The sequence below is a fragment of the Ruania alkalisoli genome, from assembly GCF_014960965.1.
Taxonomy (GTDB): Bacteria; Actinomycetota; Actinomycetes; order Actinomycetales; family Beutenbergiaceae; genus Ruania; species Ruania alkalisoli.
Genome location: NZ_CP063169.1, coordinates 1,684,250 through 1,696,286 on the forward strand (window position 1 = coordinate 1,684,250; position 12,037 = coordinate 1,696,286).

The following is a 12,037-nucleotide window of genomic DNA, read 5'->3' on the forward strand; positions in this document are numbered from 1 at the left end:
GACGTGGGACGGTCCGACGGCAGGTGCATTCCGATTGTCCGTGTTCCACTGAGTACAGCCATGGGTGCGAGCGTAATCTGCACCTGTGACATCGGCCTGACGAGACCGGGCGGTACCGCCCACGAGGAGGCACAGATGCAGACCTGGGACGTGATTGTGATCGGAGCGGGCCCCGTAGGCGAGAACGTCGCTGAGCGGGTCGTCGCCAGCGGCCTGAGTGCCGTGATCATCGAGGCCGAGCTCGTTGGTGGCGAGTGCTCCTACTGGGCGTGTATGCCGTCGAAGGCCCTGCTGCGTTCCGGGCACGCCCGCCGGGCAGCTGCGCATGTCCGCGGTACCGGAGTCCATGAGCCGACCGGACCCGGAGCCGGCCCCGACGTCGCCGAGGTCCTCGCCCGGCGGACGTCATTCACCAGCGGATGGGACGACTCCGGGCAGGTGGAGTGGTTGCAGGGCGTCGGTGTCGATTTGATACGCGGGCACGGCCGGCTCGCCGGAGATCGGGTGGTCGAGGTGAGCACAGCGAACGGCACCGACCGGTTGCAGGCGAGGTGCGCCGTCGTGGTCTGCACGGGGAGTGATGCTCACGTTCCGGACGCCCTCGCTGCGGTCAGCCCGTGGACCTCCCGCGAGGCCACCAGTGTCGAGGAGGTGCCCGGGCGCCTCGCCATCGTCGGGGGAGGAGTGGTGGGCACGGAGATGGCGACGGCGTACCGGGACCTGGGAGCCGACGTCACCATGCTCGTGCGCGGTCAGGTGCTGGCCGGGCAGGAGCCGTTCGCCGGCGAACTGGTCACCGCGAGCCTCACCGAGCGAGGGGTGGACGTGCGCGCCGGCGTCACCGTGGTCTCAGCCACCCGTGACGGCGGCCCTTCCACGCCCGTGCGCCTCACCTGTGATGACGGTCAGGTGGTGGAGGCCGACGAGGTGCTCGTGGCCACCGGCCGCCGCCCCCGGACCGACGATCTGGGCTTGAGTATCGTGGGACTGACCGACGGTCAGTGGCTGGACGTCGACGACACGCTGCGAGTGCAGGGCGCACAGTGGCTCTATGCCGTCGGAGACGTCAACCACCGGGCGCTGCTGACCCATCAGGGCAAGTACCAGGCGCGGGCTGCGGGTGACGTGATTGTGGCGCGCGCGCGTGGGACCGAGGTCCTCGCCGGTCAGTGGCAGCGGCACGCGGCCACCGCGGATCACCGCAGCGTGCCGCAAGTCGTGTTCACCGACCCTGAGGTCGCCAGTGTCGGGCTGACGGCCGCTGTGGCCAGGGAGGCGGGGCATGCGGTGCGGGTGGTCGACTACGACCTCGGCGCCGTGGCTGGTGCCGCGTTACACGCCGACGGGTACGGCGGTAGGGCCCGGATGGTGGTCGACACCGATCGCCAGGTGCTGCTCGGGGTCACCTTCGTAGGGCCCGACGTGGCCGAGTTGCTGCACGCGGCCACCGTGGCCGTGGTCGGGGAGGTCCCGATCGAACGTCTCTGGCACGCCGTGCCGGCGTATCCGACCATCAGCGAGGTGTGGCTGCGGCTGCTGGAGACCTTTGGTCGCGAGGGGTAGGCCCGCCGTGCGGATGCGGAGACGACGCCGGTCTCAGCCGTTGTCCTGCTTCTTGCGGATGAGGTCGAGCGCGATCACGGCACCGAGTACCGCCTGACGTTCGCGGGGTGCCAGGTCCGGGGAGAGGTCGACGATGTAGCGACTATGCCCCAGCAGCGCCCGGCCCATCCCGGCCCAATTGCGGGCCACGGTGGCCATGAGGCCCCTGGGGCCGGAGAGGGTGAAGTCGAAGCCCCACAGATTGCCAGTCAGTTCCAACGGTGCACCGTCGAGTTCGATCGTCACCCGGGTCCGGAAGAACGCGATCCGCTTGACCATGTGTGCCAGCGGCTGGCCGTGCCCGTCGAGGATCTCCATCCGGTCCCGGCCGAAGGTGACCGTATCCTTAAGGTGTAGCAGCGGCTTGCCCGGGCCGTCGAAGACGGTGAGTTCGCGGCTGCCCATGAAGAAGCGGCTGAGTGCACTGCCCCCGGTCTCGATGTGGCCGATCTGCTGTCCCTGGGCATCGGCGATCGCGAAGTCGTTGCTCATGAAGTTCGTGACCTGGTCGACGACCAGTCTCTGGTGTGCCAACAACGTCATGCCCCGATCCTCCCATGTGGGCTGACTGTGGCCGGATCCTGTGCGTTCACGAACTGCTTGTCACGATCACCCTGTGCACGGGGCCGTCGAAGGAGCAAGATGGACCCAGGGCTAGGCAACCGGACCCGGCACGGTCCACAGTGGACTCGTGGGATCCGAACCCGCCCGCACTGGTCACTCGCCGCCCCGGCGTCCATGCGAAGGAGCAGACATGAAAAAGCTGATCAACGATCCTCAGGCGGTCGTGGCCGAATCGGTCGAAGGATTCGTCGCGGCCCACGCCGACCTGGTCGTCTCCAGCGGTGACGAGGAGAAGCTGTTCGTCTCCCGCGCCGGCGGAGCGGTGTCCGGCAAGGTCGGTCTCGTCAGTGGCGGGGGTAGCGGGCACGAACCGCTCCATGCCGGGTTCGTCGGTCTCGGCATGCTCGATGCGGCCGTACCGGGTGCGGTGTTCACGTCTCCGACGCCCGACCCGATCGTCGCTGCGACGGTGGCGGCCGATGGCGGTGCCGGCGTCCTGCACATCGTGAAGAACTACACCGGTGACGTGCTGAACTTCGAGACCGCCGCCGAGCTCGCCGAGCTGGAGGACGTGACCGTGACGTCGGTGATCGTCGACGATGATGTGGCGGTCCAGGACTCGCTCTACACCGCAGGGCGCCGCGGCGTGGCCGGCACCGTGCTGGTGGAGAAGATCGCCGGTGCTGCCGCTGAGCGAGGGGACGATCTCGAGGCCGTCGCCGCCATCGCCACCCGGGTGAACGAGAACGTACGGTCGATGGGAGTGGCCCTGACCGCGTGCACGGTGCCCCATGCCGGCAAGCCGTCCTTCGACCTGGCCGAGGATGAGATCGAGATCGGGATCGGGATCCACGGTGAACCCGGCCGGGAGCGGATCCCCGCCGCTTCCGCGGACGAGATCACCGAACGGCTCCTGACGGCGGTCGCCGACGACCTGCAGGTGGCCTCCGGTGACCGGCTGGTGCTGCTGGTAAACGGGATGGGTGGCACACCCGCCTCCGAGTTGTACATCGTCTACCGGCAGGCGCGTGCGCTGCTCGAGCAGCGAGGCGCGAGCGTGGAGCGGTCACTGGTCGGCAACTACGTGACGTCGCTGGAGATGCAGGGCGCCTCGGTCACCGTGCTCCGCCTCGACGATGAGCTGCTCAGCCTCTATGACGCTCCGGTGCACACGGCCGCACTGCGATGGGGGGCGTGACGGTGGAGGACGGCGTGAGCACTCCCGGCTCACTCGGCGTCGCGTGGGCACGCGCCTGGGTGGAGGCCAGTGCCGATGTCATGCGGCAGAACCGCATGGCACTGATCGACCTCGATCGCGCGATCGGCGACGGCGATCACGGCGAGAACATGGACCGTGGATTCACCGCCGTGCTCGGTAAACTCCAGAGTACCGAGACCGAGACGATCGGCGATGTGCTCGCACTCGTCGCCAAGACGCTCATGTCAACAGTCGGCGGGGCGGCGGGACCGCTGTACGGCACTGCCTACCTGCGCGCCTCGAAGGCTGCGGGAACGACGCTCGACGCCGCCGGGGTGGCGGATGTGCTGGAGGCCGCCCTGGGTGGGATCGTCGCCCGTGGGAAAGCCGATCGCGAGGACAAGACGATGGTCGACGCCTGGGGGCCCGCGTCCGAGGCCGCCCGGGATGTCGCCCGGGCCGGCGGGAGTGGTGTCGAGGCTGTGCAGGCGGCGGCCGAGGCCGCCCAGGCCGGTGCGGTGGCCACCGAACCGCTGACCGCCCGCAAGGGGCGAGCGAGTTATCTCGGCGCACGATCGGTGGGGCACCGAGATCCAGGTGCGCAGTCCACCGCGCTGCTCCTCGACGCCGCAGCGGCCGCCGCGCGCGAGGGGGAGCGGGGATGAGTGAGCCCACGACCGCTCTCGTCCTCATCTCCCACTCCGCAGCGCTTGCGGCCGGTGCTGCCGAGGTTGCGGCCCAGATGGCGCCCGATGTGGCGATCCGTCCCGCCGGTGGCACCGAGGACGGGCGCATCGGGACCAGTTACGACCTGGTGGAACAGGCCGTGACGGCGTGCTTGGAGGATGACGCCGGTGCCGTGGTGATGGTGACCGACCTCGGGTCTGCGGCTCTCACAGCCGAGTCCGTTCTCGAGATGCTCGACGACGAGCGAGTGCTCCTGGCCGATGCTCCGTTCGTCGAGGGTGCCGTGGCCGCCGCTGTGGCCGCACAGGGAGGTGCGGCGGGGCCCGCGGTCCGCGCGGCGGCGGAAGAAGCCGCATCCTCATTCGGTCCAGTGGATCGTGACGACGCCGAGTCGTCGGCTGGTGCAGCTGCGCCAGGTACGGCTGAACCGACGACCGAGACGCTCACCCGCACGCTCGTGCTGCGCAACCGGCTCGGTCTGCATGCCCGCCCTGCTGCGATGCTCGCCCGCAAGGTGACCGAGTTCGATGCCGATGTTCGACTCAACGGCATCGATGCCGCGAGCATCCTGTCCATCATGGGTCTCGGGCTCACCGCTGGGGCCGAGCTTCAGATGGAGGCGACCGGCCCGCAGGCGGCCGAAGCACTCGATGCCATCGAGGCAGACGTCGAGGCGGGCTTCGGCGAGGAGTAGCTCGTCGCCACCACGACGGTGACTCAGTGTCGTCGTCGAGGCAGATCGCGACACTTGAGGCCACCCTCGTGTCTCCGTGACGCAGATCACCGATCATGAGATCGCTTTCCCCTGGATCAAAGATTGCACATCATGCAAAAATGCATGACATGCAGAACGAGCTCGGCCTCCGTGAACGCAAGAAGATCGCGCGCCGCGACGCGCTGATCGACGCCACCCATGAGCTCGTCCGTGAAGAGGGACTCGAGAACGTCACTGTTGAGGCGATCTGCGAGCGGGTGGGCGTCTCCGTGCGCACGTTCTTCAACTACTTCGAGTCCAAGCTCCATGCGGCCGTCGGCGCCACACCGCTCGCACTGGACGATGACGTCGCCGCGACCTATGCACAGGGCGGCCCCAACGGCGACTTTGCCGCCGATACTCGCACACTGCTGGAGCAGATCCTCGAGCTTCCCGCGCTCTCGAAGGATCGGATGGCAGCCGTGATCGAGATCGTGAAGGCTGAGCCGACGCTCCTGACGCGGCACATGTCGATCTTCGAGTCTGCGTTGCATCAGGTGCAGGACCTCATCCGGCAACGGCTCGGCGCCGACGAGGCCGACTCGCGGCCGGAACTGTACGCGATGACACTGTTCCACCTCGCCCGGTGGGCCACGTCGCGGTGGCACGAGGCCGGGGGATCGGGGCACCCGCGCGACCACGTGGACGCAGCCTACGGCGAACTCCGCGAGCTCATCACCTGAGCCCTGCCGACCTGGCCATGGCTGGGCCGACCATCGACACCACTCCACCGCCTCGCGGGTCGCGAACCCGTGTACTCGACCGACTCACGCAAAGGAATCCACTCATGGCAGCGACCGCACCCGTGGCCGACCAGCCCAAGGTCGTGCTCAACAAGCGAACAGTCTGGCTGATCTTCGCCGCACTCATGGCCGGGATGTTCATGGCATCGCTCGACCAGTCCATCCTCGGCACGGCGATGCCGACGATCGTCGGCGAGCTCAATGGCGTCGAGCACCAAGGCTGGCTCATCACCTCCTACATCCTCGCCGTCGCGATCGCGATGCCGTTGTACGGCAAGTTCGGTGACGTGTGGGGTCGCCGATGGCCCTTCCTGATCTCGATCGGGCTGTTCACCGTGGCTTCAATCGGTGCCGGCTTCTCTCCGAGCTTCGGTTGGCTCGTGTTCTGGCGCGGCGTCCAGGGCCTTGGCGGGGGCGGGCTGATGATCTTGTCCCAGGCGATCATCGCCGACATCGTCCCGGCCCGGGAGCGCGGCAAGTACATGGGCCCGATGGGTGCGTTGTTCGGTATCTCCGCTGTTCTCGGACCGCTCCTGGGTGGCCTGTTCACCGACCACGCCGACTGGCGCTGGTGCTTCTGGCTCAACATCCCGATCGGCATCGCTGCCTTGATCATCGGCTGGTTCACCATGCGCCTGCCCAGCCACCGCGCCACCAAGCGCATCGACGTTGCCGGGATCGTGCTGCTCAGCCTGGGAACATCCGGCATCGTGCTGGCCACCAGCTGGGACTCCTGGAGCGGCAGTGATGGTTACGACTGGTCCGACCCGGGCCTGCTCGCCCTCGTGCTCGGCACGTTGCTGGCCATTGGCCTGTTCATTGTCGCCGAGCAGCGCGCGCAGGACCCGCTACTCCCGTTGCACCTGTTCAAGAACCGCACCTTCGCGATCGCCAGTGGCGTCGGCCTGGTCATTGGGATGAGCATGTTCGCCGCCCTCGGCTTCCTGCCGACGTTCCTCCAGATGGCCACCGGCTCCGGGGTGACGCAGTCCGGTATGCAGATGCTTCCGATGATGGTGGGTGTGATGCTGACTTCCATCGCGTCCGGTCTGGCGATCGTTCGGCTCGGTAAGTACCGCATCTTCCCGATCGTCGGGATGGCGGTGGTCACACTCGGCGTGATGTGGCTGACACGCCTCACCGGGGACATCTCCATCGCCTTGTTCTCGCTGATGATCTTCGTGCTTGGCGCCGGTCTCGGCCTGGTGATGCAGACGATCGTGCTCGCCGTGCAGAACTCGGTGGACCCGCGCGAGATCGGCACCGCCACGAGTGCGAACAATTTCATCCGGGAGATCGGCGCCGCTGTCGGTACCGCACTGTTCAGCACGATCTTTACCTCCCGGTTGGTGGACAACCTGACCGAAGGTTTCGCCGGCGCTGGAATCGACCCGGCGGCCGAGGGGGCGGGCGTGGATTCGCTGACGCCCCAGGCCGTGGATGCGATGCCCGCCGGGATGAAGCAGATCGTCGTCGACTCCTACGCCGATGCCCTCGCCCCCTCCTTCTGGTATCTGGTGCCGCTGCTGGCGGTGGGATTCCTGCTCACGCTGCTGCTGCGGGAGGTCCGCCTCTCCGACACTGCCGGGATGGTCGCCCGTGGCGAGGCCGTGGTTGAGAGTCCCGACGGCGTCGCTTCGGTCGCGCACGAGGGCGCCGCCGGCCCGCGTGGAGAACAGGCCGCCGACGCGGCTTCCCAGTCGGCGGCCCCGGAGGCCGGGACCGCCACGGAGGTGGAGCCCGTTCAGGCGGGGACTACCCTGGAGCGGTGACTTCGACCTCGGCGACTGCGGGTGCGGCGGCTGCTAAGCCGCCGCGCCCGGCGCGTCCCTTGTTCTGCACCAGCGTCCTCTGGCTGGAGGTGCTGCTGGTCTTCTTCGCGGTACTCGCGGCGTATGGGCTGCGGGTGGCCGAGCCGTGGGCGATCGGTCTCGTCGGTGGGGTGCTCATCGTCTGGTGCGCCGTGGCCGCGCGAGTGCAGCGCACGCGATGGCTCGGACTGGTGCTCGGCTCGATCGTGCAGGTACTGATCCTCCTCGGCGGGTTGGTGATACCGGCGCTGTGGTTCATGGGCGGGGTGTTCGTGCTGGTGTGGATCACGGCGATCTGGCTCGGTGCGAAGATCGATCGTGAGCGTGCTGAGCGCCGGTCGACCGGGAGTGCGCAGACGTCCTCACCGGCCACCTGAGGCCGATACGCTCGCTGGTATGAGCGAGAACATCGAACGCACCCTGGTCCTCATCAAGCCCGACGGCGTCCGTCGTGGTCTGACCGGTGAAATCTTGCGGCGGATCGAGGCCAAGGGATACGCACTGGCGGCGCTGACCCTGCGCTCGGCCGACGACGAGCTGCTGGCCGCCCACTACGCCGAGCACGAGGGCAAGCCCTTCTACGCGCCACTGGTCGAGTTCATGAAGTCCGGACCGGTCGTGGCGGCCGTCGTGGAGGGTCACCGGGTGATCGAAGGCTTCCGGTCGCTGGCCGGCGCGACCGATCCGACCGGCGCGCTTCCGGGGACCATCCGCGGCGACCTGGGCCGCGACTGGGGGCTCAAGGTCCAGCAGAACCTGGTGCACGGCTCCGACTCCCCGGAGAGCGCGGTACGGGAGATCGGGCTCTGGTTCCCAGGGTCGTGACGTCCTAGCCGCGACGGGCGTCACAGGGCCGCCTTAGTTCCCACTTCCGCGAGATGTGTCCTAACCAATGATGTCAGATTGAGGGCGTTTGTCCTAACAAAGTTTGACAAGAACCCGTCATGCAGTGGGACGATAGGCGAGGGTCACCGGTCGTCCGGCCGGTTGCCGTCGTCGAGGTCGGTACGGGAGGCACCATGGGCACGCGCAGCGTGGAACACGTCATCAACGGGGAGCGTCGCAGCAGCGACGGACCTGCTATCGAGATCACCGATCCCGCGACCGGTGAGGTGATCGCGATCGCGAGCACTGCGGGTCAGGGTGAGCTTGACGAGACCGTCGCGGCCGCCACCGCTGCCTACGAGACCTGGTCTCAGATGTCGGTCTCGAAGCGGTCTGCCGTGCTGTTCGCGTTCCGTCATCTGGTGGCCACCCGCCGCGACGAGCTCGCACGGATCGTGGCTCTTGAGCACGGTAAGACCGTCGAGGACGCTCAGGGTGAGATCACGCGCGGGCTGGAGAACATCGACTTCGCGTGTGGTCTGCCGCAGCTGGCGCAGGGCTCCTACACCGATCAGCTCTCGACCGGGGTCGACGTCTACTCCTACCGGGAGGCACTCGGTGTGGTGGCCGGTATCACGCCGTTCAACTTCCCCGTGATGGTCCCGCTGTGGATGGCGCCGATCGCGATCGCTGCCGGCAACGCCTTCATCCTCAAGCCCTCCGAGCGCGACCCCTCCGCGGCACTGCTCATCGCCGACCTGTGGCACGAGGCCGGGCTGCCGGCCGGGGTGTTCAACGTGCTGCACGGCGGCCCGGACCTCGTCAACGGCATCCTCGACCACGATGGCATCGAGGCCGTGTCCTTCGTCGGATCCACCCCGATCGCCCAGCACGTCTACCAGCGGGCCAGTGCCGCTGGTAAGCGCGTGCAGGCGCTCGGCGGAGCCAAGAACCATGCGGTCGTCATGCCCGACGCCGACATCGCGGAGACCGCCGACCACCTCGTGGCTGCCGGGTTCGGATCGGCCGGCCAGCGCTGCATGGCGATCTCCGTCGTCGTCGCGGTCGGTACCAAGGACGAAACCTCTGCCCTCGTCGACGCCGTCGCCGAACGCGGCCGCTCTGTCATCGTGGGGCCCTCCTCTGACGAGAAGTCCGAGATGGGACCGGTCATCACCCCGCAGTCCCGCGAGCGCATCCGCTCGCTGGTCGGTAAGGCCGAGACAGAGGGTGCCCGGGTGGTGCTCGACGGCCGCGAGCTGACGGTCCCCGGCCACGAAGGCGGCTACTTCGTCGGCCCCACCCTGCTCGACGAGGTGCCGGTCACCTCCAGTGCCTACACCGAGGAGATCTTCGGCCCTGTGCTGGTGGTGGTCCACGCCGCCGACCTCGACGAGGCCCTCGCCATCGTCAACGCCAACCCCTACGGCAACGGTGCGGCCATCTTCACGTCCTCGGGTGCGGCCGCCCGGACGTTCCAGCGTGGTGTGCAGGCCGGGATGGTCGGGATCAACGTCCCGATCCCGGTGCCCGCCGGCTCGTTCTCCTTCGGCGGGCGTAAGGACTCCCTCTTCGGCGACACGCACATCTATGGCCGGGAGGGCCTGAACTTCTACACCCGCGCCAAGGCCATCACCAGCCGCTGGCCCCAGAGCGGGGTGCGCCACGCCGCCAGCTTCGCCTTCCCGTCGGAGTCTCACGCATGATCACCCTCGCCAACGCCCCCGTCTCCTATGGAGTCTTCGAACTCGCTGCCGAGGAGGGTGTCGATCTGCCCGGACCCGAGCAGATCGCCGCCATGATCTCGGCCGCGGGCTACGCCGGGATCGACTCCGGTCCGATCGGAATGCTCGGTCGCGGTGCCGAGCTCCGGGACCGGCTCGCCCGCCACGGCCTCGCTCTTGCCGGCGGCTGGGTGGACATGCCGTTCACCGACGACGACGCCTTCGCCGCCGCGTTGCCCGGCTACCGCGACGCGATGGCGTTCTTCGCCGAGGGTGCCGAGCTGCACCCGGATACCCCGCCGCGCCCCACCCTCGCCGACAGCGGCTCCGATGCCCGCCGCGCCAACCCGGGCGGCGGACCGGATCTGAGCCTGGACGCCAGCGGTTGGGACACCCTCGCCCGCAACGTGAGCTCCGCCGTCCGGATCGCGGGCGAGTACGGCCTGCGGCCGACCTTCCACCACCACGCGTGCACGCACGTGGAGACCCCGGAGGAGATCGACGAGCTGCTCGCCCGTACCGACGTCGGCCTGACGTTCGACACCGGGCACCTCATCATCGGCGGCGGTGACCCGCTGGAAGGCTTGCGCCGCTGGGAGAAGCGGATCGACCACCTGCACCTCAAGGACGTGCAGACGGCCGTGCTGCGGGACGTCGTCGCCCGGAAGGCGGGGATGCGCCAGGTCTGGACCGAGCGCGCCTTCGTGCCGCTCGGGGACGGCGACCTGGACCTGGACGCCACCATGGAGCAGATCTTCGGCAGCGGCTACTCCGGCTGGCTCGTGATCGAGCAGGACGTGATCCCCCAGCCTGGCGACGATCCCGGCCAGCCGCAGTCGCACCAGCGGCGCAACCGCGACGCTCTCACCCCCTGGTTCCCGAAGGGAGACCTCGCATGACTCGTGTCCGGATCGGCGTTCTCGGCCTCGGGGCCGTCACCCAGAGCGTGCATCTGCCGTTGCTCGCCCGGCGCTGGGACCTGTTCGAGATCGCCGCGGTAGCCGACCTCTCGGCCGAACGCACCACGACCGTCGCCGATCGGTACGGGGTGGCGGGCCGGTTCACCTCCCGTGCCGACCTGGTGGCCGCGCACACTGAGGGCACCTGCCCGCTGGACGCCGTCCTGGTGGCCACGACCGGCACCCATGGTGCCGACGTGATCGCTCTCACCGACGCCGGGCTTGCCGTGCTGGCGGAGAAGCCGCTCGCTCTTGCCGAGACCGAGATCGATGCCATCGATGCCGCTGTGGCAGGCGGCGGGCGCGTGCAGCTCGGCTACATGAAGGAGTACGACCCCGCCACTGCGGGAGCCGCGCGGGCGTTGGCCGGACGTCAGGTGCGGGCGGTGACCGTGGAGATTTTGCACCCCACCTCCGGCGCGCAGTTGCAGTTCGCCCGGCTCCTGCCCCCCGCCGGGGACGTCGATCCTGTTGCCCTGGCCACCGCCGTCGCCCCCACCACCACGGCTCTGGACCAGGCCCTCGGCGCCGACCTGGATCCGAGGTGGCGCGGCCTCTACGAGGGCGTGATCATCGGTTCGATCGTGCACGACATCTCGCTGCTGCGGCACCTCGGTCACCCGATCACCGGCGTGGAGTCGGCAGCGACCTGGGGCGCCTCGGACGCCGGTCCGGGGTCCGTGGAGGTGCTCGGTGAGCTGGCCTCCGGTGCCCGGCTGCACCTGGGCTGGCACTTCCTGCCGGACTATCCCGACTACCGCGAGACCGTCACCTTTCATCACGAGGGCGGCAGCGTGAGCCTGGTCTTCTCGGTTCCGTACCTGCTCAACGCGCCGACCGTACTGACTGTTGTCAGCCGGGGTGAGGACGGTGCGGAGATCCGCAGCGAGCACCGCTCCTCCCAGCAGGAGGCGTTCGAGAACGAACTGACGGCGTTCCATGCGCTGGTCACGAGCGGTGAACAGCCGTTCTCCGGGCCGGTACAGGGCCGGGCCGACCTCGTGGTGGCCCAGCGGATCCTCGCGCGGCTCGGTCAGCGGCACGGATTCACCCCGGGCGGGGAGTCAGCCGCCCACTGAACGCAGGTGTCAGGGCATGCCATCGGGGTGCCAGTCGTGGCCCATTCTCCGCACTCGCGGACGGGCCAGGACTGGCACCCCGATGGCGTGT

Annotated in this window: 12 protein-coding genes; 11 read left to right on the forward strand and 1 reads right to left on the reverse strand. The window is 68.6% G+C overall.

What is annotated here, in order from left to right; all coding sequences use genetic code 11:
* Positions 1-135 precede the first annotated feature (135 nt).
* Positions 136-1,563 carry a dihydrolipoyl dehydrogenase family protein gene (locus tag IM660_RS07305; RefSeq protein ID WP_193498687.1) on the forward strand — a complete coding sequence of 476 codons (1,428 nt, stop codon included), beginning with the start codon at positions 136-138 and terminating at the stop codon, positions 1,561-1,563.
* A gap of 33 nt (positions 1,564-1,596) precedes the next feature.
* Here the strand turns inward: IM660_RS07305 and IM660_RS07310 are convergent, their stop codons facing one another.
* Positions 1,597-2,145, reverse strand: a complete 549-nt coding sequence (locus tag IM660_RS07310; protein ID WP_193498688.1) for an LURP-one-related/scramblase family protein — start codon at positions 2,143-2,145, stop codon at positions 1,597-1,599.
* A gap of 211 nt (positions 2,146-2,356) precedes the next feature.
* Here IM660_RS07310 and dhaK point away from each other — a divergent pair, with 211 nt between their 5' ends.
* From dhaK to IM660_RS07360, 10 genes are all read left to right on the forward strand, one after another.
* Complete coding sequence (gene dhaK / locus IM660_RS07315) at positions 2,357-3,364, forward strand: dihydroxyacetone kinase subunit DhaK (protein ID WP_193498689.1); 1,008 nt, start codon at positions 2,357-2,359, stop codon at positions 3,362-3,364.
* Between the two features lie 80 nt (positions 3,365-3,444).
* A complete protein-coding gene (gene dhaL / locus IM660_RS07320) occupies positions 3,445-4,029 on the forward strand; it encodes a dihydroxyacetone kinase subunit DhaL (RefSeq protein WP_246465276.1) in 585 nt (194 codons plus the stop codon).
* Positions 4,026-4,745 carry a dihydroxyacetone kinase phosphoryl donor subunit DhaM gene (gene dhaM / locus IM660_RS07325; RefSeq protein ID WP_193498691.1) on the forward strand — a complete coding sequence of 240 codons (720 nt, stop codon included), beginning with the start codon at positions 4,026-4,028 and terminating at the stop codon, positions 4,743-4,745. Before dhaL ends, dhaM begins: the two co-directional genes overlap by 4 nt.
* 140 nt (positions 4,746-4,885) lie before the next feature.
* Positions 4,886-5,488: a TetR/AcrR family transcriptional regulator gene (locus IM660_RS07330; RefSeq protein WP_193498692.1), complete on the forward strand. Its 603-nt coding sequence runs from the start codon at positions 4,886-4,888 to the stop codon at positions 5,486-5,488.
* Between the two features lie 104 nt (positions 5,489-5,592).
* On the forward strand, positions 5,593-7,320 hold the full coding sequence (locus tag IM660_RS07335; protein WP_193498693.1) for an MDR family MFS transporter: 1,728 nt from the start codon (positions 5,593-5,595) through the stop codon (positions 7,318-7,320).
* A complete protein-coding gene (locus IM660_RS07340) occupies positions 7,317-7,736 on the forward strand; it encodes a DUF4233 domain-containing protein (RefSeq protein ID WP_193498694.1) in 420 nt (139 codons plus the stop codon). Before IM660_RS07335 ends, IM660_RS07340 begins: the two co-directional genes overlap by 4 nt.
* Before the next feature lie 19 nt (positions 7,737-7,755).
* Positions 7,756-8,184 carry a nucleoside-diphosphate kinase gene (ndk, locus tag IM660_RS07345; protein ID WP_193498695.1) on the forward strand — a complete coding sequence of 143 codons (429 nt, stop codon included), beginning with the start codon at positions 7,756-7,758 and terminating at the stop codon, positions 8,182-8,184.
* A gap of 194 nt (positions 8,185-8,378) precedes the next feature.
* Entirely contained in the window at positions 8,379-9,890 is a 1,512-nt protein-coding gene (locus IM660_RS07350) for a CoA-acylating methylmalonate-semialdehyde dehydrogenase (RefSeq protein WP_193498696.1), read from the forward strand.
* On the forward strand, positions 9,887-10,807 hold the full coding sequence (locus IM660_RS07355) for a TIM barrel protein (protein ID WP_193498697.1): 921 nt from the start codon (positions 9,887-9,889) through the stop codon (positions 10,805-10,807). Before IM660_RS07350 ends, IM660_RS07355 begins: the two co-directional genes overlap by 4 nt.
* Entirely contained in the window at positions 10,804-11,946 is a 1,143-nt protein-coding gene (locus tag IM660_RS07360; RefSeq protein WP_193498698.1) for a Gfo/Idh/MocA family protein, read from the forward strand. The genes IM660_RS07355 and IM660_RS07360 overlap by 4 nt, the downstream gene beginning before the upstream one ends.
* Positions 11,947-12,037 lie beyond the last annotated feature (91 nt).

Bases quoted from the DNA above. Each gene is read 5' to 3' on its own strand.
- IM660_RS07305 (WP_193498687.1), top strand. From the start codon at position 136: ATGCAGACCTGGGACGTGATTGTGATCGGAGCGGGCCCCGTAGGCGAG.
- IM660_RS07310 (WP_193498688.1), bottom strand. From the start codon at position 2,145: ATGACGTTGTTGGCACACCAGAGACTGGTCGTCGACCAGGTCACGAAC.
- dhaK (WP_193498689.1), top strand. From the start codon at position 2,357: ATGAAAAAGCTGATCAACGATCCTCAGGCGGTCGTGGCCGAATCGGTC.
- dhaL (WP_246465276.1), top strand. From the start codon at position 3,445: ATGCGGCAGAACCGCATGGCACTGATCGACCTCGATCGCGCGATCGGC.
- dhaM (WP_193498691.1), top strand. From the start codon at position 4,026: ATGAGTGAGCCCACGACCGCTCTCGTCCTCATCTCCCACTCCGCAGCG.
- IM660_RS07330 (WP_193498692.1), top strand. From the start codon at position 4,886: ATGCATGACATGCAGAACGAGCTCGGCCTCCGTGAACGCAAGAAGATC.
- IM660_RS07335 (WP_193498693.1), top strand. From the start codon at position 5,593: ATGGCAGCGACCGCACCCGTGGCCGACCAGCCCAAGGTCGTGCTCAAC.
- ndk (WP_193498695.1), top strand. From the start codon at position 7,756: ATGAGCGAGAACATCGAACGCACCCTGGTCCTCATCAAGCCCGACGGC.
- IM660_RS07350 (WP_193498696.1), top strand. From the start codon at position 8,379: ATGGGCACGCGCAGCGTGGAACACGTCATCAACGGGGAGCGTCGCAGC.
- IM660_RS07355 (WP_193498697.1), top strand. From the start codon at position 9,887: ATGATCACCCTCGCCAACGCCCCCGTCTCCTATGGAGTCTTCGAACTC.
- IM660_RS07360 (WP_193498698.1), top strand. From the start codon at position 10,804: ATGACTCGTGTCCGGATCGGCGTTCTCGGCCTCGGGGCCGTCACCCAG.